Origin of the sequence: Meiothermus granaticius NBRC 107808 (assembly GCF_003574355.1) — a bacterium.
Classification (GTDB): domain Bacteria; phylum Deinococcota; class Deinococci; order Deinococcales; family Thermaceae; genus Meiothermus; species Meiothermus granaticius.
Genome location: NZ_QWLB01000005.1, coordinates 34,492 through 58,895 on the forward strand (window position 1 = coordinate 34,492; position 24,404 = coordinate 58,895).

General features: G+C 60.4%; 28 protein-coding genes. 4 read left to right on the forward strand and 24 right to left on the reverse strand.

Features of this window, described 5'->3' with window-relative positions; all coding sequences use genetic code 11:
- Positions 1-105 precede the first annotated feature (105 nt).
- The 7 genes from opgC to Mgrana_RS02770 form a co-directional block, all read right to left on the reverse strand.
- Positions 106-1,200, reverse strand: coding sequence for an OpgC domain-containing protein (gene opgC / locus Mgrana_RS02740; RefSeq protein ID WP_119356075.1), 1,095 nt, complete (start codon positions 1,198-1,200; stop codon positions 106-108).
- The gene (locus tag Mgrana_RS02745) at positions 1,197-3,650 is read right to left on the reverse strand and encodes a heavy metal translocating P-type ATPase (RefSeq protein WP_119356076.1); all 2,454 of its coding nucleotides are present in this window, start codon (positions 3,648-3,650) and stop codon (positions 1,197-1,199) included. The genes opgC and Mgrana_RS02745 overlap by 4 nt, the downstream gene beginning before the upstream one ends.
- Positions 3,651-3,728: 78 nt before the next feature.
- The gene (locus Mgrana_RS02750) at positions 3,729-4,220 is read right to left on the reverse strand and encodes a DUF7318 family protein (protein ID WP_119356077.1); all 492 of its coding nucleotides are present in this window, start codon (positions 4,218-4,220) and stop codon (positions 3,729-3,731) included.
- A 113-nt stretch (positions 4,221-4,333) separates the two neighbouring features.
- Positions 4,334-5,080: an amino acid ABC transporter ATP-binding protein gene (locus Mgrana_RS02755; protein ID WP_119356137.1), complete on the reverse strand. Its 747-nt coding sequence runs from the start codon at positions 5,078-5,080 to the stop codon at positions 4,334-4,336.
- Between the two features lie 59 nt (positions 5,081-5,139).
- Positions 5,140-5,790, reverse strand: a complete 651-nt coding sequence (locus tag Mgrana_RS02760; protein WP_119356078.1) for an amino acid ABC transporter permease — start codon at positions 5,788-5,790, stop codon at positions 5,140-5,142.
- An 18-nt stretch (positions 5,791-5,808) separates the two neighbouring features.
- The gene (locus tag Mgrana_RS02765) at positions 5,809-6,636 is read right to left on the reverse strand and encodes a transporter substrate-binding domain-containing protein (protein ID WP_119356079.1); all 828 of its coding nucleotides are present in this window, start codon (positions 6,634-6,636) and stop codon (positions 5,809-5,811) included.
- An 11-nt stretch (positions 6,637-6,647) separates the two neighbouring features.
- Entirely contained in the window at positions 6,648-7,838 is a 1,191-nt protein-coding gene (locus Mgrana_RS02770) for an aminotransferase class V-fold PLP-dependent enzyme (protein ID WP_119356080.1), read from the reverse strand.
- Positions 7,839-7,977: 139 nt separating this feature from the next.
- Here Mgrana_RS02770 and Mgrana_RS02775 point away from each other — a divergent pair, with 139 nt between their 5' ends.
- Entirely contained in the window at positions 7,978-8,661 is a 684-nt protein-coding gene (locus Mgrana_RS02775; protein WP_119356081.1) for a GntR family transcriptional regulator, read from the forward strand.
- Here the strand turns inward: Mgrana_RS02775 and Mgrana_RS02780 are convergent.
- On the reverse strand, positions 8,658-9,683 hold the full coding sequence (locus Mgrana_RS02780) for a hypothetical protein (RefSeq protein WP_147021101.1): 1,026 nt from the start codon (positions 9,681-9,683) through the stop codon (positions 8,658-8,660). The genes Mgrana_RS02775 and Mgrana_RS02780 overlap by 4 nt on opposite strands.
- Before the next feature lie 143 nt (positions 9,684-9,826).
- Positions 9,827-9,976: an AraC family transcriptional regulator gene (locus Mgrana_RS16930; RefSeq protein ID WP_240631228.1), complete on the reverse strand. Its 150-nt coding sequence runs from the start codon at positions 9,974-9,976 to the stop codon at positions 9,827-9,829.
- Between the two features lie 337 nt (positions 9,977-10,313).
- On the opposite strand from Mgrana_RS16930, the gene Mgrana_RS16775 reads away from it, so the two are divergent.
- Positions 10,314-10,493 carry a hypothetical protein gene (locus Mgrana_RS16775; protein WP_170146377.1) on the forward strand — a complete coding sequence of 60 codons (180 nt, stop codon included), beginning with the start codon at positions 10,314-10,316 and terminating at the stop codon, positions 10,491-10,493.
- Positions 10,494-10,543: 50 nt separating this feature from the next.
- On the opposite strand, the gene Mgrana_RS02790 is transcribed toward Mgrana_RS16775, so the two are convergent.
- From Mgrana_RS02790 to Mgrana_RS02840, 11 genes are all read right to left on the reverse strand, one after another.
- A complete protein-coding gene (locus tag Mgrana_RS02790; RefSeq protein WP_119356083.1) occupies positions 10,544-10,801 on the reverse strand; it encodes a glutaredoxin family protein in 258 nt (85 codons plus the stop codon).
- A gap of 4 nt (positions 10,802-10,805) precedes the next feature.
- Positions 10,806-11,228, reverse strand: coding sequence for a hypothetical protein (locus Mgrana_RS02795; RefSeq protein ID WP_170146382.1), 423 nt, complete (start codon positions 11,226-11,228; stop codon positions 10,806-10,808).
- Complete coding sequence (locus tag Mgrana_RS17210; RefSeq protein WP_119356084.1) at positions 11,219-11,416, reverse strand: GDCCVxC domain-containing (seleno)protein; 198 nt, start codon at positions 11,414-11,416, stop codon at positions 11,219-11,221. Before Mgrana_RS17210 ends, Mgrana_RS02795 begins: the two co-directional genes overlap by 10 nt.
- A gap of 12 nt (positions 11,417-11,428) precedes the next feature.
- Positions 11,429-13,945: a heavy metal translocating P-type ATPase gene (locus Mgrana_RS02805; RefSeq protein WP_119356085.1), complete on the reverse strand. Its 2,517-nt coding sequence runs from the start codon at positions 13,943-13,945 to the stop codon at positions 11,429-11,431.
- A 76-nt stretch (positions 13,946-14,021) separates the two neighbouring features.
- The gene (locus Mgrana_RS02810; RefSeq protein WP_119356086.1) at positions 14,022-14,312 is read right to left on the reverse strand and encodes a metal-sensitive transcriptional regulator; all 291 of its coding nucleotides are present in this window, start codon (positions 14,310-14,312) and stop codon (positions 14,022-14,024) included.
- A 10-nt stretch (positions 14,313-14,322) separates the two neighbouring features.
- Complete coding sequence (locus tag Mgrana_RS02815) at positions 14,323-14,529, reverse strand: CopZ family metallochaperone (RefSeq protein WP_119356087.1); 207 nt, start codon at positions 14,527-14,529, stop codon at positions 14,323-14,325.
- A 100-nt stretch (positions 14,530-14,629) separates the two neighbouring features.
- On the reverse strand, positions 14,630-15,118 hold the full coding sequence (locus Mgrana_RS02820) for a YbhB/YbcL family Raf kinase inhibitor-like protein (protein ID WP_170146383.1): 489 nt from the start codon (positions 15,116-15,118) through the stop codon (positions 14,630-14,632).
- 299 nt (positions 15,119-15,417) lie between these two features.
- The gene (locus Mgrana_RS02825) at positions 15,418-17,064 is read right to left on the reverse strand and encodes an FAD-dependent oxidoreductase (RefSeq protein ID WP_119356089.1); all 1,647 of its coding nucleotides are present in this window, start codon (positions 17,062-17,064) and stop codon (positions 15,418-15,420) included.
- Positions 17,061-18,251: a multicopper oxidase family protein gene (locus Mgrana_RS02830; protein ID WP_119356090.1), complete on the reverse strand. Its 1,191-nt coding sequence runs from the start codon at positions 18,249-18,251 to the stop codon at positions 17,061-17,063. Before Mgrana_RS02830 ends, Mgrana_RS02825 begins: the two co-directional genes overlap by 4 nt.
- On the reverse strand, positions 18,251-19,021 hold the full coding sequence (locus tag Mgrana_RS02835) for a DUF4396 domain-containing protein (protein ID WP_119356091.1): 771 nt from the start codon (positions 19,019-19,021) through the stop codon (positions 18,251-18,253). Before Mgrana_RS02835 ends, Mgrana_RS02830 begins: the two co-directional genes overlap by 1 nt.
- A gap of 425 nt (positions 19,022-19,446) precedes the next feature.
- Positions 19,447-20,049, reverse strand: a complete 603-nt coding sequence (locus Mgrana_RS02840) for a DUF305 domain-containing protein (RefSeq protein ID WP_240631224.1) — start codon at positions 20,047-20,049, stop codon at positions 19,447-19,449.
- A 196-nt stretch (positions 20,050-20,245) separates the two neighbouring features.
- Here Mgrana_RS02840 and Mgrana_RS02845 point away from each other — a divergent pair, with 196 nt between their 5' ends.
- Positions 20,246-20,992: a DUF305 domain-containing protein gene (locus Mgrana_RS02845; protein WP_119356093.1), complete on the forward strand. Its 747-nt coding sequence runs from the start codon at positions 20,246-20,248 to the stop codon at positions 20,990-20,992.
- A gap of 106 nt (positions 20,993-21,098) precedes the next feature.
- On the opposite strand, the gene Mgrana_RS17325 is transcribed toward Mgrana_RS02845, so the two are convergent.
- From Mgrana_RS17325 to Mgrana_RS02860, 4 genes are all read right to left on the reverse strand, one after another.
- Positions 21,099-21,257 carry a DUF305 domain-containing protein gene (locus tag Mgrana_RS17325; RefSeq protein WP_371862056.1) on the reverse strand — a complete coding sequence of 53 codons (159 nt, stop codon included), beginning with the start codon at positions 21,255-21,257 and terminating at the stop codon, positions 21,099-21,101.
- A 41-nt stretch (positions 21,258-21,298) separates the two neighbouring features.
- Complete coding sequence (locus tag Mgrana_RS16780; RefSeq protein WP_170146384.1) at positions 21,299-21,475, reverse strand: hypothetical protein; 177 nt, start codon at positions 21,473-21,475, stop codon at positions 21,299-21,301.
- Positions 21,476-21,502: 27 nt separating this feature from the next.
- Positions 21,503-21,703 carry a four-helix bundle copper-binding protein gene (locus tag Mgrana_RS17330; RefSeq protein ID WP_476738583.1) on the reverse strand — a complete coding sequence of 67 codons (201 nt, stop codon included), beginning with the start codon at positions 21,701-21,703 and terminating at the stop codon, positions 21,503-21,505.
- A gap of 355 nt (positions 21,704-22,058) precedes the next feature.
- Positions 22,059-22,880 carry a TlpA disulfide reductase family protein gene (locus Mgrana_RS02860; protein WP_119356095.1) on the reverse strand — a complete coding sequence of 274 codons (822 nt, stop codon included), beginning with the start codon at positions 22,878-22,880 and terminating at the stop codon, positions 22,059-22,061.
- An 88-nt stretch (positions 22,881-22,968) separates the two neighbouring features.
- On the opposite strand from Mgrana_RS02860, the gene lnt reads away from it, so the two are divergent.
- Positions 22,969-24,309, forward strand: a complete 1,341-nt coding sequence (lnt, locus tag Mgrana_RS02865; protein WP_240631225.1) for an apolipoprotein N-acyltransferase — start codon at positions 22,969-22,971, stop codon at positions 24,307-24,309.
- Positions 24,310-24,404: the final 95 nt, after the last annotated feature.

Genomic DNA, 24,404 nt, shown 5'->3' on the forward strand with positions numbered 1-24,404 from the left:
CCACGCCTATTGTGGCTTGGGGTTGCCACTTCAGGTCGGGTCGGAATACGCCCTCAAGGCGGTTTCCGCTTCCTTTATCCCTGCCAAGCGGCCTCACTTCAAGGCTTAACCCTGTGGGGCAATCCGCCGCCTCAGCCAGCGATAGCCCTGTATGAAACCCCAGATGGTCAGGACACCCAGGGCCTGCCAGAACGTACCCTGCCAGGGCTCATCCTGGCGGTAAAAAGCGGGGATATTGTAAAGCAGCACGATCACTATAAGCTGCCAGGTAAAGGTCCACAGCGAGGCTGAACCCAGCGGGATGAGCAGCCAACCCGAAAGGGTATTCAAGGGTTTCCAAAACCAAGTGGCCATGATGTAAAAAGTCAGCAGATACAGCGCCACCAAGGACAACCGCAGCGGCCCCATGGCAATCTTGTTTTCCTGGCCCAAGACCAACCGAGGCAGTTCGGGCCAAAGGTAGTTTCCGCGGATATGCATGTAGGTGAAGGCCACCGCTACCAACAGCACCACCGCCGCCGCTCCATCGCGTAACCAAGGCTTTCTGGCCAATGCCCGGCTCAACTCAGCCCGGTGGAACCCGATCACCAGACCGACGAAAAAGAAGATCTGCCAGGTAGCATGATACCGATCCACCGGCCAACCGCTGGCTCCGCCATACGCCTGGGCAAAGGCGTACAGACCCACCGAGACCGCCAGTACCAGCCAAGACCTTTGACTGAACATCTGGTAAAGCGCCAACGGGGCCAGGATCATATACACCACATAAGCCAGCAGAATATCTGAGCCGTGGTAGCTTTTTTGCAGGGTCAGGACAAAAAAGATGAATTCCAGAAAGTTCTGGTCTTTGGGGAAGGGGTCATTCCACACCGTCAAACCGGTGTACAGGCTAAAGGCGGCAAAACCGATAGCGATGAGCACGGTGGTGCGGTATACCACCACCGCGCGGGCCAGCAGGCGTTTGACGGCTTCGCCAAAGGTGTCGCGGGCAAATACGATGCCCAGGGTCAGGCCGGAGATAAAGTAAAAGCCCTCGGCGGCGCTGATGTAAAAGTTGTTGTTGCCGGTGATGGAGTAAAAGTAGGAGTAGCCCCCGATGTGATTGATGGTCATCACAAATAGAGCGAAGCCCCGCAGCCAATCCAGCCGCAGATCACGGCCGGTTGAGCCCCGGTAGACCCAGGGTTGCATTAGGTTCATACCGCAGGGGTACTAAAGCGTACCCGGTTGAGCAACAAGGCATTGAAGGTCACTGAAACCGTGGAAGCGCTCATGGCGAAAGCGGCCCACTCCGGGGTGAGCAAGAGCCCGGTGCTGGGATAGAGCACCCCGGCCGCGATGGGAATCGCGATGACGTTGTAGATCGCTGCCCAGAAGAGGTTTTGCTTGATCTTGCCGCGCACCTTACGGGCTAGAAAAATGCTCCGGGCAACATCGGCGGGGTTGTTTTTGACCAGCACCACCCCGGCCGTCTCCACCGCCACATCGGTGCCGGCGCCAATGGCGATGCCCACCTCGGCTTGGGCCAGCGCAGGGGCATCGTTGACTCCATCCCCGACCATCGCTACCTTGCGGCCCTGGGCCTGGAGTTGTTGTACCTTAGCGGCCTTATCCTCCGGCAACACCTCGGCAATCACGCTGTCAATGCCCAACTGGCCGGCAACCGCCTCAGCCGTGCGGCGGTTGTCCCCCGTGAGCATCACCGTTTGCACCCCCATGCCATGCAGGGCCCGCACCGCCTCCAGTGCACTCTTGCGTACGGTATCCGCTACCGCGACGATGCCCGCCAGTTTGCCGTCCACGGCAATGTACATGGCGGTCTTGCCCTCGGCGGCCAGCGCGGCCACTCGGCTTTCAAAATCCACCGCTACCGGATTGCCTGCTACTTCCACCTTTTCCCGCTCCATCAGCTTCTTGTTGCCGATCAGCACCCGCTGTCCATGCAGGGTCGCCACCACCCCGTGACCAGGAATGGAATCAAAGGTATCGGGGGGCTGTACCTCGATGCCCCGCTCCTTGGCTCCGCGCACGATGGCCTCGGCCAGGGGGTGCTGCGAGGGCTGGTCGGCCGAGGCCGCCAGGTGGAGCAAATCCTCGGGCTTGAGGCCGGGGGCGGCCTCGAGATCGGTCAGGGCCGGCTTACCCTCGGTGAGGGTGCCGGTCTTGTCGAAAATTACCGTATCTATCCCGGCAGTGGCCTCTAGCACGGTGGCGTTCTTGAAGAGTACCCCGTCCCGGGCAGCCTTGCCTACCCCTACGGTGATGGATGTGGGGGTCGCCAGGGCCAGCGCGTCCGGGCAGGAGATCACGATGGTGGAGACCGCCACGGTGAGGGCGAACACAAAGCCCTCGACCCCCCAGAACAGCCAGAAGGTGAAGGCCAGGGCTCCAGCCGTGAGGGCCACATAGACCAGGTATTTGCCGGCCAAATCAGCCAGGCGCTGGGCGGGAGCCTTGGAGGCCTGAGCGTTTTGCACCATCTGCACGATCCGCGCGAGTGCGGTATCGGCCCCCACCGCGGTGGCTTTGAAGTTAAAGGCCCCGGTCTGATTGACGGTTCCGCCGATGACTTTGGCTCCGGCTTCCTTTGCCACTGGTATGGGTTCGCCGGTGATCATGCTCTCGTCCACATACGACGACCCCGAGACCACCTCCCCGTCCACCGGAATCCGGTCACCCGGCTTGACCACGATCACATCGCCCACCACCACCTGCTCCAGGGGCAACTCGACCTCTTGCCCGCCGCGCAACACCCGCGCGGTAGCCGGCGCCAGCTTCAAGAGGGCCTCCACCGCCTTGCCGGTGGAGTAGCGGGCCCGCATCTCCAGCCAGTGCCCTAACAGGCTCAAGGTGGTGAGGATGGCTGCCGCCTCATAGAAGACCTCGCCCTCGAAGAGAAAGGTGGCCGCCACCGAATAGGTATAGGAGACCAGTATCCCCAGAGCGATCAGGGTCATCATGTTGGCCTCGCGGCGCTTGAGGGCACGCCAAGCCGAGTCAATAAACACCCAGCCACCCCACCAGACCACCGGGGTGCCCAGCACGAAGCCCCATAGCCCCATCGAAATGCCAAAGGGGGGCATCTCCGGAAACCCCACCACCGCCCCGATGGGCGAGAAGATCAAGATGGGTAGGGTCAGGAGGGCCGAGACGATCAACCGGCGCAGCATGTCGTTGACCATGTGCGCCCCATGTCCAGCGTGCTCATCGTCGGCGGCATGGGTGTGGGTTGGGGCAGCCTTGGCGTGCCCCATCGCGGCGTGGTTTACCGGCTTCTCCAGCCCCACTATAGCTTGAGGAGAAGCTGCGGGATCGTGAGAATGAGCGGAATGGACGGGGGGGTGACCGTGTCGGTGCGAGACTTGGTCGCTCTCCCCTACCGCCGGATGGCCTGGCTGGCAGCAGGAGTCCTCGCAATCCTGGTGGGTGCAAGGATAGCCTTCCTGCTCGAGCTGGCGCCGTAGAACCTCGGGGTTGGTCTGGGCCGGATCGTAGCTGAGGTGGGCCACGCTGCGGGTTCGGTCCAGATGCACCGCGGTCACCCCCGGCAGGCGGGCCAGGTACTGCTCCAGACCCGCCTGTTCGGAGGCGTCATAGCAGTCCTTGAGCGCAATCTCCACTACCTTTGGGTCATCTCCGATGGATCGCATTCCTCTCCTTGGAATCAATATCAATTGGGACACGCCCCACTACAGTCTGGGATCTGGAAACGGGCAATCCCGACCAGACTACCAAGGGAAATCACTCTTTTCACTCTCAGCGAGCACTTCTTCCTTTATGAAGAACTTCTTGTAGATAGCAAGCAACAACGCAATGATCAGCATCATCGCTGCAAAAAGACCTCCTTGCAAGGCGGTCGGGTTGTTGCCGGTGCTGTTGCTATAGATCAGAACCCGGACGAAAAATCCCGAGAGCACCACCAGCAAGATGGAAAGAATGACCCCGGCTACCGTGGGGGCGGTGCTGGGCTCAGGGTCATGAACTCCAGGGCGAAGCTCGCTCCCCTCCAGCCACCGCGAAAGCAACCCGATAAAACCGTAGATAAACAGCACCATGCCAAAGGCCAAGAGGCCAATGGTGCCCACCGACATGGCATGGGGGGCTCCAGCGATCACCGGTGGTTCATTTACCCGGTTGGTTGTGTTGAGATAGGCCATCAAGAACAGGGCTGCCGAGAAGACCAGGGCAAAATACGGAACCACGGCATCATTACGGTACATACTTCCACCTCCACCCACCATCACAAACCCGCTGGGTTGAGGTTAGGCGATTCGTGTTAAGGGATTATAAAGCCGCAAGGGTGGCAGCTTAGGCGGAGTCCGAGGAGCGTAGGTCAATGATCCACCAACCGCAAGAAGCTGCGGGTACGGGGATGCTGAGGGTTGACCAGTATTTCTTGAGGGAGTCCCTCTTCCACCACCACCCCATCGGCCATGAACACCACCCGATCCGCAACCTCATGGGCAAACTTGACCTCGTGGGTCACAACGATCATGGTCATGCCATCCCCGGCGAGCTGGCGCATGGTCTGTAACACCTCCTCATGCAGCTCGGGGTCAAGCGCGCTGGTGGGCTCGTCGAAGAGCACCACCTCCGGGTTCATGGCTAGGGCGCGGGCAATTGCCACCCGCTGCTTTTGACCACCCGAAAGGCGGGAGGGGTGCTCATCGCGCTTGTCTGCTAAACCAACTTTAGCCAGAAGCTGTTCACCCGACTTGACTGCCTCATCGCGCCTCATCCCCAGCACCTGGATCGGCCCCTCGATCACGTTGCCCAGCGCGGTCATGTGGGGGTAGAGATTGAAGGACTGGAAGACCATGGCCGCCTTGACCCGTAGTTGGCGAATCTTGCTGCTGCGTTCGCGACTAGCGACCCTGAGGCCACAGGCCACATCCAGGTTACACACCATCACCTGACCTTGGTCGGGCTCCTCCAGAAAGTTGAGGCAGCGGATGAAGGTGGTCTTGCCCGAACCCGAGGGCCCCATGATCACCACCACCTCACCCTTGTTGACGGTGAGCGAAACCCCCTTGAGCACCTCTAAATTGCCAAAGCGCTTGTGGATGTTCTCGGCACGGATTTGGCAGACCCCAGCCGGGTGGGTGTGGGGAACTCCGGCGAGGTTCGAGTTTTGAGAATTCACCGGTAGGCCCTCCGCATCCGCTCTTCCAGTTTGGCCTGGCCCAGCGACAACAACGAGTTGATGACCCAGTAGATTACCGCCACGATCACAAACATCTGCATGTAGCGGAAGCTGGCCGAGCCGATCTGTTCGGCCACCCGGGTCAGCTCCACCACCGTCACCACCGAGGCCAACGAGGTATCCTTCATCATAGTGATGAAGCGGTTGCCCAGGGATGGGGTGATGACCCGCACCGCCTGGGGGGCGACGATGCGCCGCAAGACCTGGGCGAAGGTCATCCCGCTGGAGTAGCCGGCTTCCCACTGGCCCTTGTCAACCGACTGGATGCCACCCCGGATGTCCTCGCTGGTGTAGGCTCCTGCGTGCAGCGCCAAGGTAAGAATGACCGCAGGTATGGCCTCGATGGTAAACCCCAACTGCGGTAGCCCGTAGTACACCAGCAGGATTTGGGTGAGCAAGGGGGTACCCCGGATGAGCGAAACGAAGGCAATCGCCGGGAATCTAAGCGGCCAGGGGCCATACATCCGGGCCACTGCTACCACAAACCCCACCATGAGGCTCAAGATGAAGGAGACCAGCCCCAGCCAGACCGTCATCCAGAGGGCCTGAAGCAGAAAGGGGGCTGCGCGTTGGAGTAGCTCGAGCATTCGGTCTCCCTCCAGAGCTTACTTCACGTACTTGACCAGCGCAGCGACCATGTCCTGCCCGCCCAGCCATTTCTTAGAGATGGCGCTAAAGCTACCATCGGCGATCATCTCGGCCAAGGCTTTGTCCACCGCTGCCTTGAAGGCGGTCTCGCCTTTGCGGAAGCTCATGGCGTTGAGTTCCACCCCAAGGTCAAAGGCCGGAGCTACCAGCAGGCCGTTGCGCTGGGCTAAATAAGAACCCACAAAGCGGTTAAAGAGCCCCGCGTCGGCCCGGCCGAAGGCCACATCCAAGAGGGCCAGGGTGCCGTTTTCATAGGTCTTGGGGGTAGCTCCAGGAATCTGCTCACGCACGAACTTTTCCTGGGTCGAACCGGCAGTCACCGCCACCCGCTTGCCATTCAGGTCATTGATGCTCTTGAACTGCCCGGTACGGCTGGGACGGGTGAACACCGAAACGCTGATGGCCTGATAGGGATTGGAGAAGTCCACTGCCTTCTTGCGCTCCTCGGTGATGGTCTGCCCGGCGATCACGATGTCGTATTTGCCGGCCTCGATGCCTGCGACAAAGTCTGCAAAGCGCCCTGCAACGAATTCCACCTTGGCAATGCCCAGCCGCCGGGCCAGTTCGTTGGCCACGTCCACATCAAAGCCCACCAATTGCTTGTTGTCATCAATCATGCTCCAGGGCGGGCTGGCCTGGGTGTTGGCGACCCGCAGCACCCCGGCGGCCTTGACCCGCGCCAGCAGATCCTGCCCCTGAGCCCGGGTCCCCTGCACCAGCGCCCCGGTCACCAGCAGCATAGCCGTCACCGCACCCACCCATATCGCTTTCCCAATGTTTTTCATACCTTCCTCCCCTAGAGCACTCTGGCCGAACCGGATAGTTTGAACAGGCTCTGCAAAAGCCGCTCGATCTCTTCTTCGCTGTTGTAGTAGTGCAGCGAGGCCCGTACCAAATCGCTGATGCTCCGCCGGGTCATGTCCAGCAGAGTCGAGGGGGCTCGCGATACATTGACGTTGATTCGCTGCTGGAGCAATTCGTCACGCACCGAATCGGAGGAGTGCCCCTCCAGTCTGAACGAGACAATCCCGCAGGGCTCGACCCCAAGGTCACAGAGCTCAACCCCCGATAGCTCAGCCAACCCTTGCCGCAACTGCCTGGATAGCCCTTTGATTCGCGCCCAAATGTCCTCCAGGCCCCACCCGAGGGCATAATCCACGGCTACCCCTAAGCCCAGCTTGGCCGCAATATTGCTCTCCCAGTTCTCAAAGCGCTTGGCGGTAGGGTCAAGCGCATAGCGGTCAGGGGCTACCCAAGTGGCGGCGTGCAGGTCGAGGAAAGGGGGTTCCAGTGCTTCAAGCACCGCTTGCCGCACATACAAGAAACCCATGCCGCGCGGCCCGCGCAGGTACTTACGGCTGGTGGCCGATAACATATCGCAGCCAATCTCCTGCACATTGATGGGCATTTGTCCCACTGATTGGCAAGCATCGAGCAGATAGAGCACCCCCTCTTTGCGGGTTAGCCAGCCAATTTCACTGGCCGGATTGACCAGGCCGCCGTTGGTGGGCACATGGGTAATGGCAACCAACCGAGTGGGCTGCCGGAGCATCCGCTCCAGCGCCTCTACATCCACCTGCCCGTGTTCGTCGTTGGGGATGACCTCGACCACTGCCCCATAGCGCTTTGCTGCCTGCAAATAAGCGATGTAGTTGCTGGCATATTCGGCCTGGCTGGTCAGGATGCGGTCTCCGGCACTGAAGGGAATGCTGTAGAAAGCCATGTCCCAGGCACGGGTGGCGTTTTCCACCACCGCAATCTCGGCAGGGGTGCAGCCCAGCAATTGGGCTAGCGAAGCATAGACCGCAGCCAGTTCAACCCTGCGTAACCGTGCCGCTTCGTAACCACCCGCGTAAGCCTCCAAGTCGAGGTGCGCCTTGATCGTATCCAGCACCACACCGGGCATTAAGGCCGCCCCGGCGTTATTGAAGTGCGCCACCTGACTAACCCCAGGGGTCTCAAGACGGGCTTTGTGGAGGTCGATCACGGGCTGCTCCTTCAGGTATGGTTATCTTCAATCTTCCGCGCTTAAAGCGCGGCAAGGGAGATGTTCTTGTTACAGCAATATATTACACATTGCACACTGGGTGTCAAGGGTTGTAGTATCTTGAAAGCCGAGGACACCGATGCCAATCCCCCACCAAGTCAAAAAACTCAAGCGCTCCCTTGCCCGCGAGGAAGTCTATGAGCAAGTGCGGGGCTGGATCGTCGAGGGGATTCTAAAGCCCGGTGAGATGGTTCGAGACATGGAGTTGGCTGAATCACTAGGGGTAAGCCGCACCCCGGTGCGGGAAGCGCTGCGCCGCTTGGAAGACGAGGGGCTAATCGAAACCGCCAAGCATAAATGGACCCGGGTGGCCTTGCTCGATCCCCAGCAAGCCGACGAGTTGTATGGGATCGTCCAACGACTGGAGGCTTATGCCCTGGAACTGGCCCAGCCCAAGCTGACCCAAGCAGATTTCACCATTCTGGAGGCGATCAACGCCAAGCTAAGTGAGGCCATCGAGCGCCACGATGCCAAGGCCGCCCTTGAGGCCGACAACGCCTTCCATCAAATTTGGATTGACCGTTCGGGCAACCAAGAGCTGGCGCAGATACTGGCCGATTTGAAGGTGAAGTTGCGCCGCCTGGAACTGGCCCATTTTGACTCTAAAGACGCGGTGGAATCGGTGAAGGAGCATTCGTTCATCATCCAATCGCTACGGGCCGGCAATAGTAGCAAAGCCCTCAGGGCCATACAGAGCAACTGGGAAGGAGCCACTGACCGCTTTGCCCAACGGGTGCGCCGTCAGGAGGCGACACGAGCCTAGGATGCGGTGCTTTTACCCGACTCCAGCGGAAGCAGGCTCAACAGCCAGCTGGCCATCCCGGCCATCAGGGTGGCCTCGGCCCATAGGTGGACACGCCACCAGAGGCCACCATCCAGTTGCAGAGTCAGGAAATACAGTACGTAGAACAGCACAGGCAGCAAAAAGGCAAATCCTTGCAGGCTAAGGAGATGTCCTGGGGCAGGCCCTAGCCAGGCGTAAAAGGCATCGCCCAGGAAGCCCGTCAGCAGCACGGCGGGGAGCAGAAACCAGTCCTGGTGGGCGGCGATGGTGAGCAGCGAGGAGAGCCCCAACAGCAGCGTGATGGATCCCAAGGGCAATCGCCACCGCCGCACGGCGAAGAGCACCACCCCCATCAGGGTGAGGGTCTGCAGCAGCATAGCCGCCACTCCCTTGCCCTCCAGCAACGAGGCGGTTTGCTCGCTAAGGAGACGGTTTCCTGCGGCCAACTGCCCGTCGCTGATGGGGCTGGCATAGGCGCTAAAGAAGGTCAAGAGCGAGAGCAGAAAGGCCAACGAGATCAGCGCCGGCCATAGGGTAGCCTGCCCTTGTACCCCTGCCGCACGAACCGGCCCTGTGACCATCAGGCTACCCCCGAGGGCCAGCAGTAGGTGGGTGGGGCTCAAGCGCGCCTCCACGTTGACCTCGATACCAAACGCCAGGTGCCAGAGCATGTCTCCGACCCCACCCAGCATAAACAGGGCCACCCCCAGCAGCGAGAGCTCATAGCCCTTGGGGGTGGCCTGCCGCCAGGTTAGGCCAGTGCGCACTCCCGCCAGGGTGCGGCCCACCAGCAGCGCCGCCAGGGCCAAAAACCCCGAGTACAGCACCCCGTGCCAGGGGGTGAAGAAGGTCTCCAAGGTCTCGGCAATGCGGTGGTGCGCCCAAGCATCAAGGTGAATCCCGCCCACCATCCAGCCCGAGAACGCCACCACCATCCAATTGAAGCGGGGTGCGATATAACCTGTAACTTGACCCGATGGATTCAAACTTTTACTGCTCACACATCCCTCCCTAGTGCTCTGGTAAGTTAATTTCTGGATATTTTTGATGTCCATCAAATCTGCAGGTTTGCGATGAGCGGCTCGTTTCGGAGATTTCATCAAATACTGATAATTACCTAACCTAACCACTAGCCCTGAAGGTATCAGACCGAGTGCAGCTTGACTTGAACCAAACGGCTATTGCCAAAAACCGGCGAGGGTTTGAGGCCGAAGGTGGCGCGGTAGACCCTCGAGAGGTGCGCCGAGTCGGCAAAACCTGCGGTATGGGCAGCCTCGGTGAGCGAGACCCCCATCACGCTCAGCCATCAAGCGCTGCCAAACCCGATAGCGCTTGAGCGATACTCCCACCTGGGTCTGAAACAAATGCCGCAAACGGCTGGGTGAGAGCTCGACCAGCGAAGCAATCCTAGAGGTTGGGGGTAGCAGGAGGTGTCCAAGGGTCTGCAATACAAGACGATCAAGTTCGTAACCCGGCAGGTCTTGCCCCAGGTAATCCGTCAGCCCTTTGGAAAAGGTGTCGGCGGTGTTGGCGTTGAGCGTGTGTAGACCTGGCCTATCGCGTAGCACCCCGCTCACGCTCAGTGACTCGGTCCAGATAAATACCGAAGACACCCCTGCGGCGTTTACGGTGTGAGCGATACTTGGAGCGACCACAAACCCCGCACAGGCTTGGCCGGATTGATCATCGGCTACCTAAAGCTTGCCCTCAAGCGCCACCCCCATCTGAACCGCCAGGTGGCGGTGGCGGCTGGAGTCATAGCCAACCCCGACAAAAACCGCCCGGCCCGGCCACAGGTGAAGTTGATCTGAAGGCACCGGGGCGGGCAGGGGCAGAAAGGTTTTGGGCAACTGGGCCTCGTTTACACTCGAGCCTGGAGTCCAACCTCCCCTAGCCACCGCTTGAGCTTCACGATGGAGAACTGGCTGAGGGAGGTAGCTTTATCCCCGTAAACCAGGGTAGGCACGCTGCGCCGCCCACCGTTGAGGGTGAGTACGCGTTGTTCGGCTTGGGGTTGCTGGTCAATGTCGATCTCTTGAAAGGGCAGGTTCAGATGGGTTAGCGCCTGTTTGAGGGCTTTGCAGTCTCCGCACCACGAGGTCGAGAAGATGGTCAGCATCGGCTTACTCCGCTGGCTTTAGAGCCTCGGCGATGGCGCTAATCAGTTCTTCTTTGCGCTCGTAGGAAGGACGCAGGTAGACGTGGGTCTCGTGGAGCCAGTCGTGTACGGCGGCGATTTCGGTTTCGTCGGGCAGCTTGAGGTGCGGGTATGCCCCGTATTCCATATACATACCAAAGCGTTCAGCCACAGCTTCTAAAGCCAGCACCTTTTCGGTTGTCCAGCGGATCTGGAAGGGCAGTAGAAAGGCGGGCTTGCCGCACGAACCGCCCAACCCCAGCATCTGATACCCACCCACCGTTGGCGCGTTGTACTTGGCCTGAGAGCGGGCCACAAAGGCTTCGCGGTCTTTAACCTTATCCTTACTGGTCTTGAGACTGGCCACATAGAGGCCAAGGGACTTGTCCTTTTCTTGAATTACTTCCATGCTTCCTCCTGTTGGGGTGGACACTTCACGTCCGCATAGGAACAGAACACACAGCAGTCGCCGGGTCTGGGACGTAGAATGGTCTTACAGCCGGGGCACTCGAAGAATCGTTGACAAGCATCGGTGGGCATGATGGCCCGGGTGGTCATGCCACAAATCGGACAGGTCAGGCTGGCCTGGAGGATCATCCCGGTTCATCCCTAGGCCGGCACCGCCACCGACGGAGGGGTATTCCTGACCTCTGCTGCGCGTAAGGGCGGGCGGAAGCGCCGCAGGCGCAGGGCGTTGGAGAGCACAAACACCGAGGAGAGCCCCATCGCGGCCCCAGCCAGCACCGGGGAGAGCATCCAACCATTGAGCGGGTAGAGCACCCCTGCCGCCACCGGAATCAGAATCACGTTGTAGGCAAAGGCCCAGAACAGGTTGAACTTGATGTTGGAAAGGGTCGTTCGGGACAGGGCAATGGCGTTGGGCACCCCGCGCAAGTCCCCCGACATCAAGATCACGTCGGCGGTCTCGATGGCAATGTCGGTTCCGGTGCCAATCGCCAGACCCACGTCGGCCTGCGCCAGCGCTGGCGCGTCGTTGATGCCATCCCCCACAAAGGCCACCTGGTAGCCCTTGGCCTGAAGCTGGGTGACAGCATCGGCTTTGCCACCGGGCAGCACCTCGGCCAGCACCTCGTCTATGCCCAGTTGACGGGCAATGGCCTGAGCCGTGCGGGCATTGTCCCCAGTAATCATGGCCACATTCAAGCCCTGTAGGTGCAGGGCTTGAATGGCCTCGGCACTGCCTTCCTTGATAGGATCGGCCACCGCGATCATGGCCGCGAGCCTGCCGTTGATGGCGGCATAGAGCGGCGACTTGCCTTCATCGCCCAACTTGGCCGCTTGGGGTGCAAAGGCTTCGACTGGAATACCCAGTTTGCTCATGTACCGGTCGGCCCCCACCTGAACCTGATAGATGCCCACCTGGGCATAGAGGCCAAAACCCGGCACGGCCTCAAAGTCCACCACCTCCGGCAGTTCGATGCCCTTTTGCTTTGCAGATTTCACGATGGCCTGGGCCACCGGGTGTTCAGACTGGGTTTCGGCCGCGGCTACCAAGCGCAAGACCTCATCCGGCTCAAAGCCTTGGTTCACCACAAAATCGGTCATCTCGGGTCGGCCTTTGGTCAGTGTACCGGTCTTGTCTATGGCAACCACCTGGGTTTCTTGTAGGCTCTGCAAGGCCTCACCCCTGCGGAACAAGATCCCCATTTCGGCGGCCTTGCCGGTGCCTACCATGATGCTGGTGGGGGTTGCCAATCCCATCGCACAGGGACAAGCGATGATCAACACGGCAACCGTGTTGACCAGGGCAAAGCCAATCGCCGATTCACCCCCGAAAATCAGCCAGATCACTGCCGTGAGCGCAGCAATGCCCAACACGATGGGCGTGAACACCGCCACCACCCTATCGGCCAGACCCTGGATGGCCGGCTTGGAAGCCTGCGCGGTCTCCACCAACTTGATGATTTGCGAGAGTACCGTATCCGCCCCTACCGCCGTGGCCCTAAAGGTCAACACCCCATTCTGATTGACGGTTCCGCCCACCACCTGGGCTCCCTCGGCTTTAGCCACCGGGATGGGTTCGCCGGTGATCATGCTCTCATCCACGAAGCTCGAACCAGAGAGAACCAGGCCGTCCACCGGGATCTTCTCGCCGGGGCGTACCGAAACCGCGTCACCGGGCAGCACCTCGTCCACCGGGATTTCCAGTTCATTCCCTTCCCGCACCACCCGGGCGGTCTTGGCCTGCAGTCCCAGGAGCTTCTTCATGGCTTCGCTGGTACGCCCCTTGGCGATGGCCTCCAGGTACTTGCCCAGCAGGATCAGGGTGATCACCACCCCTGCCGCCTCGAAGTACACATGTTGAGCCTTTTCAGGTAGCAGGTTTGGGGCAAGGCTCATCAATGCGGTGATCACGCTGCTGTACCAGAAGGCCGCGCTGGTACCGATGGTGACCAGGCTGTTCATGTCGGGTGAAAACGAACGCAAGGCCTTCCAGCCGGTCTTGTGGAAGCGCATACCGGCGATGAAGTACACCGGTATGGTGAGGGCCAACATCACCCAGTTCCAGACCTCTATGGGGGCTATGGAGAGCAAGAACATATGGGCTGGCATCCACAGCATCGGCACCATGGCGATGAGGGTCAGGGGGATGGAAAAGACCGCCGCCAGCTTGACCGAGTTCCCCAGGCTCCTAATCTCCTGTTCACGGGCCTCCCGCTCGATATCGGCGCGATCCTTACCGGCTTGCACTTCCAGAATGCCATAGCCCGCGTCGCGAATGGCGGCCTTGAGCTGCGGCAACGCTACACTACTGGGCAGATACTTGACGCTGGCCCGTTCGGTAGCCAGATTGACGTTGGCTTCCAGCACACCGGGTACTTTTTTCAAGGCCCGCTCAACCCGGCTCACGCAAGCCGCACAGGTCATGCCGGTCACGCCCAGTTCGGTCTCGGCCAACACTGGGGTATAGCCTACCTCTTTGACTTTTTCCAGAAGCTGAGCAGGGCTGGTCTTCTCCGGGTCATAGGCAACGGTAGCCCTCTCGGTGGCTAGATTGACGTTGGCAGCTTCAACGCCTTCGACCTTCTTGAGGCCCCGTTCGACCCGGCTTACACAGGCTGCACAGGTCATGCCTTGAACACCTATCTGGAGTTCTTTGGTCATCTGTCCTCCCTATCCTCCCCACCAGGGGAGGGACCAGATTGGCTGAGGTTGGTCGAAGGCTTCAACCCCACCAGCCTCAGCGGTACTTGAGCACTTCCATCAGCTCATCTACCAATTTGTCCGTATCCCCGCGCTGGGCAGCGCTGGCTACGTGGTGCTCAAGGTGGCTCCTGAGTACAATGTCGCCCACCTTGGATAGAGCCCCCTGAACCGCACTGATCTGTTTGAGCACATCCACACAGTAGGGCTCGCCCTCGAGCATTTTCAAGATGCTCTCCAGGTGTCCCTTGGCGCTCAGGAGACGGTTTTGAGCATCCTTGCGAACTTTAGCATCCAGATGAAGGGTGTGTTCAGCGACGGCATTCATACCCGATTCCTTACCGTCTTAGCGAAGCGCTGTAGCCCTCTTCCTGTACCGCTTCGATCAGCTTGTCAACAGGAGCTTTGCCCTCTACGATGGCCCGGCCATCTTGCAGGAAAACCTCAACCTTCTCCACCCCGGATACACTCTTTAGGGCTTTCTCTACGCTGATTTTGCAGTGACCACAGCTCATACCCTGGACGTTGAGTTCGATATTGTTCATGATTGCCTCCTATCTATCCACCCCACTGGGGGTGGGGTATCTACTTTAGATTACGCTCCCTGGGCATCTTTGTCAACCCCACCCTGGGAGGGCAGTGGGGTCAGTAAACGGTCGGCGGGCCTTCGCCCGAGTATCCCACCAACTCAAATTTCTGCAACACGTGACCCTGCATCTTCTGGAACACCTCGCGGTAACTGGCCCCTGGGGTCAGACCCATGCCTGGGACATCCAGCGCATAGAGCACAAAGGTGTAGCGCAGGCCAGCGCAGGGTGGGCTATAGCCCAGGCGATCCAGGCCGTTGCGGCCCTGAAAAAACAGACCGGGTTCGACCCCCAACGGCACATTTTCCCACAGCCCTGGTGCTTCTGGTGGCAGATCGTAGAGCACCCACTGGGCCTGGGGTGGCTTCCCAGCCCAGGCGATGAGCACCAGGCCCTGGGTTGCAGCGGGCAGATGACCAAATCGCAGGGGCGGGCTGACGGCTGCTCCTAGGCAGGTGTAGTGGCTGGGGATGGTCTTGCCGTTGACAAAGGCAGGGCTGGTTAGGCCAGCGGGGTGGGCTGAGGCCATACCTGTGGCGAGGGCCATCACCCATGACAAGAAACGGCGGCCCATGGGTATCTGGAATTACCCTAAAACCAGTGGCTGAAGCCAGGATGAAACCCCATTTTCAAGCCCGATACGGGGCATGGTTCTTGCGACTTCGCACGGGAACCTTATGCATCGGGCGGTGATCCTGGGGCGGCTGCAACGCTTGCGGAGGGTATCGTCAGCACAGCCTTAGCCTCTCACTGGCCGATGCCTCAGCTTAAGCCAAAAACTGGATTGACAACCTGTACCCGAACCTTCAGCTCTGCAAGCGCCCGAATTCGGGTCTTCTCCCGGGACTAGATCAGCAGGCTCACCAGATCAAAAGATTCGGCCTCAAACGCCGAAAATGGGGGCGCCCTCCGAGTGCGTAGCAGTTCCTCCAGGGCCGCCATCTCGCGGTCGCGCCAGAGGCCACAAGCCGCCAGCAACCGCCCCTCTTGCCCGTAAAAAGCCAGGAAATCGCCAGTTTCCGGCTCCCCCCAGTAGGCTTCCTGGTTCCATCCCGCGGCGTGCCCCACATAGACCAGGCTGTGGTCATACTGCTCGCTCCAGAAGAAGGGTACCCCCTGGTAGCGGGCCTCCAGCCCCAGCATGGCACGGGCCGCTACCCGCCCGTGCTGTTGGGACAGCCGCCAGTGTTCGACCCGGACTGGCCGACCCGACTGGGGATCGGGAAAGCGGGCGATGTCCCCTGCCGCCCACAGGCCCCGAGCGGCCTGCAGGCTGGCATCCACGGGCACACTGCCGTCCTCCGCCAACTCTAGCCCCTGCACGAAGGCGGTAGCAGGCCGCACCCCAATCCCCACCAGCACCAGATCGGCAGGCAGGATTTCACCGTCCTCAAGCCGCACCCACCTGACCCGCCCCGAACCTTCGATAGCTGCCAGCTTGCTTCCCAGCCGGAAGCGCACCCCCTGGGCTTCGTGCAGCGCCTGCAGGGTTCGTCCGACCCGCTCACCCAGAACTCTTTTGAGGGGAATCGGGTCAGGAGCCACTATGGTTACCTCGAGACCTCCCTTCCGCAGGCTGGCCGCCACCTCCATGCCGATAAACCCGGCTCCCACCAGGATCACCTGCTTGGCTTCTTTGGCGCTCGTCACCAGCCGCCGGGCATCCCCCAACGAGCGCAGGCTGAAGACCCCCTCAAGGTCAGCTCCGGGAATCTCGAGCCGCCGCGCTAGACCCCCTGTCGCGAGCAGCGCCGCGTCGTAGCTGAGCACCTCACCCCCCGCCAACTCGACTCGCCGGGTTTGCACATCCAGCCGGGTGATGGGCCGCCCCAACCTTAGCTCGATGTCCATGGCCCGGTAGAACCCTTCGCCGCGCAGGGCCAGCGCGGGGTGGGAGTGCATATGGCTACCTTCCTCCTGGGCGGGGGGTTCTTGCTGTTCGGGCTTCCCGCCCTGGCTGTGGGCATGAGCCTCGGTGGCCGCGAGCCCGTGCACCAGATAGTCCTTGCTCAGGTGGGGTCGGTCATAGGGCAGTTCGGGCTCGGCCGAAATCAGCACCAGTCTTCCACCAAAGCCCTGACGGCGCAACTCCTCCACCGCCGACTGGCCCGCCGCGCCGCCGCCCAAAATCACCAGGGTACGCCGGGCGCTGCCTAGGGGCCGGGAAGGGGGGGGTGGAACCCGCTCCGCGGGTTCCACCCATATGGTCTGGCCCTGCTGACGCACCCCAAAGCAGGTTAGCGCATCGAGGGCCGGAGGTTCGAGCAGCTTCCCGTCCCTCACATCAAAACAAGCGTGGTGCCAGGGGCAGACCAGCCGGGTGCCGCTCAGGACGCCCTCGACCAGCGGAGCCCCGTGGTGGGGACAGTATGCTTGCAGGGCGTAGACTTGTCCCTGCCCCCGCACCAACAAGACCTCTTGCTCGCCTACCAGCACAGTTTTCATGCCCCCCTCGGGTAGCTCGCTGGATCCCAGGATGGCCACCGGGTTCATGGGCTCACTTCGATCAACATGGTCAACCCCCCAGCGCCCTGCTCCTCCACGTTGTTGTTCTTGATGTGGTGGGGAATGTGGCAGTGGAGGAGCCACCTGCCGGGTTTGCGGGCCGTCCAGACCATGTCGTAACGTTGCCCTGGCCCCACATTGATGGTGTCGGCCAGGAAGCGGGCGCTCTCCTTGAGGGTCTCTCCGTCTCTCGCCACCACCTCGAAGGGGCCGCCGTGGACGTGCATGGGGTGAACAAAGTTGTTGTTGGTGCCGATGAAGCGTAGCAGCACGCGTTGGCCCACCTTCATGCGGATGGTGTCGGTTTGAGGATAGGCTTTGCCGTTGATGGTGAAGTAGTTGGGCAGAGCCCCTTCCATGATCATGGCGGGGTAGGTAAGGCCCTCGCGCTTGAGCCATTCTTGCAGTTGGATGGTGTACTCAAGATCGTAGCTGGGTTTGGCGGGCGGAGTTTTGGGGTCTATGATCAGGGCTCCGTAAAGCCCTACCCCCTGCTGGCGATCGGAGTCCTGGTGCGAGTGGTAGAAGTAGGTTCCGGTCTGCTGGGTGGTGAACTCGTAGGTAAAGCGCTGCCCCGGCTCAATGGGAGCCTGAGTTATGTAGGCCGGGCCATCCATGTTGTTGGGCAGGATCATGCCATGCCAGTGGATGCTGGTGGACTCAGGCAGGCGGTTGGTCACGTTGAAGCGCACCCGGTCACCCACCGTGACTCGAATCGTCGGCCCCGGAACTTGGCGGTTGATGGCGTAGGCCTCCACCCGCTGGTACCTAAGGATGTTCCAGCCGATCTGCGAGGCCTCGAGGTCGAAGACCTTGACCCCGTTTTCCAGCCGGGGCTGCATGACCTGGGCTCCCCTGGCCTCCACCGGGGCGATATAGCCGGTGCGGCGGGGGTCAATTGCGGCCATGTCGCGCATGGCCTCGCCGGGGGTGTCGCGGGTCATAATCATACCGGGGGGCATGATGGCTCCGCCCACGTCGCGAGCGCCCAGCCCCAGGTTGAGCTTGAAGGCCGGAACCACCACCCCTATCGTCAGTGCCAGCAGGGTCAGCAGGGTCACCGCCGCGATCTCTGGGCCAGTGACCTTGGGCTTCATCTCCATACCCTCCATCTTCATGCCTTCCATGCCGCCCTGGCCTTGCCCCTTGGGGTCTTGGTGCATGCTGTGATCCATCACATCCCCTCCATTTGACTAGTGGGTTGAGGTAGGGGTTGAGGGCCGGGGCTACGCTCCCGTTTTTTCTCGGCCTCGAGGCTGTGCCCCCCGTGGCCTAGGGCGCGCACCGTGCCCATGCCATGCTTGAGGTTGACCGCTACCAACCAGACATTGAGTGGGTAGGCCACGAAAAAACCCACTATTACCGCCAGCGACATCACCGCCCAGAAAAGCGGCTGCTCGGGCTGCATGGCCCGCATGTCGCGGCCCATCATGAAGACCATCATGGTGGGGAACATCCCGGCCATCATCACGTTCATCGAGAGCCACTCCGGCAGGAAGGACTTGCGCACCGCCTTGGCGTAGGAGCCACCCAGCATGTCCTTCATGAACAGGGCTTGGAAGATGAGCAGACCGAAGGCAAAGCCGAAGACATACTCGATAATTAAATCAATTCCCATGGGCAGGCCCAATAGTGCGGTGATGGCGGCAGCGGTGATAATACCAGTGGCATCCCCCGCCACGCAGTGCACAGTGGAGCCGATACCCTGTTTCCACAGCGGCCGGATAAACGCCTCGTGGGTGCCGGGCGCGGGCTCGCGGCAGCTGAGCACGTACAGGGCTAGGGCGATCGGCCCCATGTACAGCGTGACCAGTACCCAGCCCCAGCGCATTACTCTTAGCTCGGGGTTACGGGTGAAAGCGTCCCAGGTCACATAGACCGTGGATAGCAACGCCATCCCCAGCCATAGCCAAACCACTGTGTCTATGAGTTGTATCTGATTCATCTGGGCACCTCCAGCGCCATCCTCGGGGCTGTTTAGGCGGGGGCTCCTTTCGGGTCTCAGGGCGGCCGGTCCCGCATCACGCCCCACACGAAGGCCACGACCTGAAACCCGACCAGAATCAGGCTGAGCGGCAAGAAAGGCAAACCAGTCGGACACGGGTCGGCGAAAGTGAAGGGTGAACCACATGAACACGAAGTAGATCCGGTGCAGCGCCAAAAGATAAAACACCGGGTAAGGGTTGGAAAAACTTCCAGGCCCAAGCTCCCAGGGCACCCATGGCCCTGTCACGCGAGGTAGCCAGCAAAATCAGAACCATCATCAACACCATCACTCCGGCCAGGTTGGCTAGGCTTAAGCCCGGCTCTGGAAAGCATCGTGGCTTCCTGCGCGAACCCCAGCGGACTCACCTCAACCAGTGGGGGTGCTCACCTCAGGGTCTTGAGCCAGGCTCGATACTGAGTGATCTCCTTGTTCTGAACCGTGATCACACCTTGGCAAAACTGCTTGAGTTCGGCCTTGGCAGCCCGCTTCAGGCAGCTTTGCGACATGACCACCGCATCCCGATGGTGGGGAATCATGCCCTCGAGGAAGGAACGGTCAACCGGCATTTCCATACCCTCCATGGAGGTCATGCCTTCCATCGCAGTATTCATGACGGCCTTCATGTCGCTGCGCATCAGGGTCATGTAGCGCTGGCTGGGAGCTACCTTGTACCAGTCCCTGAGCCAACCCGTGAGTTGTCCGATTTCCTTGTTCTGCACGGCTATGATGTCTTGAGCCGCCTTGCGGATGCGGGAGTCGCGCGAAGCCTTGAGTGCTTGCTGCGCCATCTGCACCGCTCCCCGGTGGTGCTCGATCATCATGGACATATAAGCGATATCGAAGTCCTTGGCCGAGAGCCGGTTGAGTTCGCTCATCGACGTCATCACCATGCCAGCAGGGGGCGCTCCCATCGGCATGTCCGAATGACCCCCTTGAGCCAGGGCCAGCCCCAAGAGCCAAAACAATCCAGGTAAAATTTTATCCACATTAACCTCCCAGGAGGGACTCTAGGCCATTTGTGTTAAGCCACGGTAAAGTGGCCCTGGCTACAGATTTCCAAACCCCAGCCCGTTACACAGGGTCATACGCAAACCCTTTGCCACAGGGACAAATGTACCCCTTACCCCAGGGGGTTTATTGAAGCTTAACACACATGCCCTAGGCTGCCCTCGGAGGAAAGATATGTCCAACCCAAAGCTCATAGCCCTCTTGACCGCAGGTTTCCTGACCCTTAGCGTGGCCCTGGCCCAGGCCGACCCCCATCATGACCAGAACCAGACCCCTAGCAGTCCCAAAACCCTTCCAACCGTGCAAGCCCCCAGCACGAACCCACAGGGCATGCCTACGGGGATGATGTCGGGACCTGGGCAGGGCATGACCATGATGCAGATGATGCAGATGATGGGCCAGGGTGGGATGGGGATGATGGGCCAGGGCTTGATGATGCTGGAAGGTGCCCCCTTTGAGCAAGCCTTCTTGTCCATGATGATTCCCCATCACCGGGCAGCGGTAGAAATGGCACGCGGGATCCTCAACCAGACCCAGGATCCCCAAATTCGCACCTGGGCCAACAACATTATCCAAACCCAAGAGCGGGAGATCAGCCAAATGCGGCAACTTCTGGGTGCCCTGGGCGGAACCAACCTGGCGGCCCAGCGCATGATGACCCAGAGAATGGGTTCTGATAGCATGGGAATGGGTTCCCCAGGCATGGGCTCTAGCATGCCAGGCATGCAGTCCAGCACCGCCAGTCCCGACAAGACGTTCCTGATCAGCATGATTGGCCACCATGCCTTGGCCATTGAGATGGCCACTATGGCCCTGCAGAAAGCCCAAAACCCGCTAATCGTCAAACTGGCCGCCGACATTGCTTCAACGCAGGCCCAGGAAATCTACCGGATGCGCCTTAAACTAGCCTCGCTTAAATGACTCGACGTACACCGGTCAGCCCCGCTCTGGGCGGGGCTGATTCATGCTTTGTGAGACTGCCATTAGGGTATGTCCACCCCATACCAAGCCTGAGCCAAGTACGCTACTATTCACCCCCCCTGCCTTGTGCGGATATCACATTTTGAGCAAAGCCCTTGAGTTCTTGCCGGGTGGCTCTCCTGAGGGCCAGTTGGGACATCTCGATGGTCCGGCGGTGGGGAATCATCCGTTCAAGAAAGGCCTGACCTGGATTGGAACGGTGGATAGCAGCCTTAGCCTACTCGATCGAGAGCGCGGAGTCCTGCATCACCTTGCCCGTTCTGCAGCATCGGGATTGGCATCATCATCGAAGGCCTGGCCGGTTTTGGCCTGGAGCGACTTTAACCCCTCATCTCCCATCATCGCCATAGGCGGGGCATCATCAAGAACGGCATTGCTGGTACTGGCCCCTAGCAACACCATCAGAAGCAGGCCAGAAACCATAGTATGAAATGACACCAACCCTGGCTTTCATGCCGCCCTCGCCATTGCCCGGCATTCCTCTACGCATCTGCGGCAAGCCTCAATGCAGTTCTGTATCTGTGGGTCATCATTCACCTGTTCATGGCTTTGGGTACAGGACTCGCAGACTCGGGCGTGGCTGGGCGAAATGCACAGCATAAAATCTGCACTGGTGGTACAGATCTGGATGCAGTCCTGGAGGATAGTCAAATGGCCTGGCTCAACGTGCCTTCCACCCTTCTAAATACAGTGTTGAAGCGTCTGGGCACAGACCGCGTGGCAATTGAGTGCTGCCCGCACGGCTTCTTGCATTCCTTGCATGGTCGAGCCTGCCTGAGTGTGGTCATGGGCATGCATATAATCCTCCTTTCCCCCCAACCGGCCTGTATGGTAGAAGCCTAAGCTGAGCCAGGACCGAACCGTCCATTAGCCCCAGCAGGCCCGGCTGTACCACTTGAAGCACGAAGCGGTGATCATGATTTGTGGGTTGTGGTTTGAGTTTCATTGGCAACTGCTCCCCAGATCAATCGGGGCAGCCCTGCAGGGCTGCCCGGCGAAGACCGCTTCAACGGATACGGCTCAGATGCGCACTCAACATCGCACGGGAGAGTTCCCCCACTTGGCGGCTCATCAGCTTGCCCTGGGCATCATAGAAAAAGGTGGTTGGCAAACCCACCACCTTCTGGGTACGGCTCATGGCCTGCTGAGGGTCGAGCAGCACCGCACCACCCATCATAAACTTCAAGCCGCTGAGGTAAGCCCCGATGGTTTGGGGTCCCTCGCCCTGGTCAGCGAATAAAAACTCCACCCCCGGGGTTTGCCTGGCTACCTCGGCCAGTAAGGGCATTTCGCGGCGGCAGGGGGGACACCAGGTTGCCCAGACGTTAACCGCCACCGGCCGACCCTTGAAGGCCGCGAGCGACACCGCGCTGCCATCTTCCAGGCGGTACAGGGTCAGAGCAGGCAACTCGGCTATTTGCTGGTGTGAATCGCCTTGGGCCATCTTGATTACCCAGTTACCACCGAACCACACCCCTGCCGCCACAGCCAGCGGAATCAGGGTCAAGCGGATGAGGTAGCGCTCGTGGCGGAAGAGCCAGAGGGTGTAGGCCAGGCCCCCCAATAACCCCCAGGTCGGGTCAAAGCCGCCCTGCCAGACATAGAGAATATTCAGTGGGTCACGGACAAAGTCGGAGAAATGGGTCATCACGAAACCGATGCGGGCCACCGCCAACCCAACCAGCCCCACATTGGAACCCCAAACTGCGAGGTGCTGGCCCGCCCTACGAGCCACCCAGTCGGAAGCAAAACCCAACCCGAGCAAGCTTAGGATCACCAGCAACCTGGCCACCGGCACCAGAAAAGGCCCCAGCTTGAATGCGTCCATGCCCTGGCAGCTTGCACCTTTTGTGTAAAGATTGAATAAACCTCAGGGGCTTAACACAGCCTGAACACAAACCCTCTAAGCTCCTCGGGTGTCGAATAAACCCTGGCTGCCTTTTCCCGCTGGCTTGGCCCTGGCCCTGACCCTACCTCCTCTCCCGACCGGCTTCTTGGCTCCCTTACCCCTGATCCTCCTGCTCAACCAGGGGGGCTTCTGGGCGGGGTTCTTGGCCGGATTGGCTTTCTGGACCCTCCACTTGATCTGGCTGCCGCAGAGCTTTACCCAGCTCTTTGGCACCTGGCTTGGTGCGCTGCCCTTCGTCCCCTTGATCCTGATCAAAGCCCTGAGTTGGGGATTGCTGTTCGGGTTAACAGCGAACCGTCCCCTGGCTCGTCTGGGCGGATGGGTGCTGCTGGAGTACCTCACCAACCTGGGCACCCTGGCCTTCCCCTGGGGTTTGCTGGGGTATGCCCTGGTCGAGGCCCCGGGGCGCATGCTGGCAGCCACGGGCGGGGTTTATTTGCTGTCGCTGCTGGTACTAGGGGTGGCCTATGGGCTGAGCCGCCGGCAGTACTGGGTGCTGGCTCTCTGGGCTGCCCTATGGCTATGGCTGCTGCCGCAGGCCACCCCAGATCAAGAGGCCCTGATCGTGCAAGGGGCCATCAATCCCTTGCAAAAGCTTCAGGGGGTCTCGGCCGAGGAGCGCTACTTTCAACTCACCCGCACTGGATTGGCGGCTCACCCCGAGGTGGATCTGGTGGTTTGGCCCGAGACCGCGGTGCAGCGAGTTACTCCGGAGGCCGCCCTGCTGGGTCGCCCCTTGGTGAGCGGGATCGCGGCCTACGAGGGGGGCTACCGCAACCGGGTGGCCCTGTTTGAAAATGGCCGCCCCATTGCCAGCTATGACAAGAGCCGCCTGGTTCCCTTTGGCGAGTTCTTCCCCTGGCGGCCCCTGCTGGGTGGAGTCTACGCGCTGTTCTTCCAGGCGTTTGGGCTGAGCAATTTGAGCGACACCCAACCGGGAACCGCCCTCCGCACAGTCGGGGACTATGGCGCTTACATCTGCTATGAGTCGATCTTTCCCAGTGTGGCCCGGATCCAGACCCGTGCCGGGGCCAGGGTACTGATCAATGTCTCCAACGATGCTTGGTTTGGTCCCAGCTTTGGTGGGCTGCAACACTTCCAGATGGGCCGGCTGCGGGCCGTCGAGAACGGGCGCTGGCTCTTGCGGGCGGGCAATGACGGGGTGAGCGCCTCCATCGATCCCTTGGGCCGGGTGGTAGCGCGGATCCCCCGCAAACAGCCGGGGTTCTTGCTGGCTCCTTTCAAGCAAGAATCCCGCACCACGCTCTACACCCGTCTGGGGGACTGGGCCGTAGCCGTGGCCGGGCTGTTGCTGCTGGTCGGGCTATACCGTGGCAAGACTCGCTAAAGCGTTTTCTGCAGCCTTTATCAGAGCTTAACCTGGAAGCCTTAGGCTCACTCTGACTCTTGGGTTGCCAAACAGGAACTCGAGAAGCTAAGGAG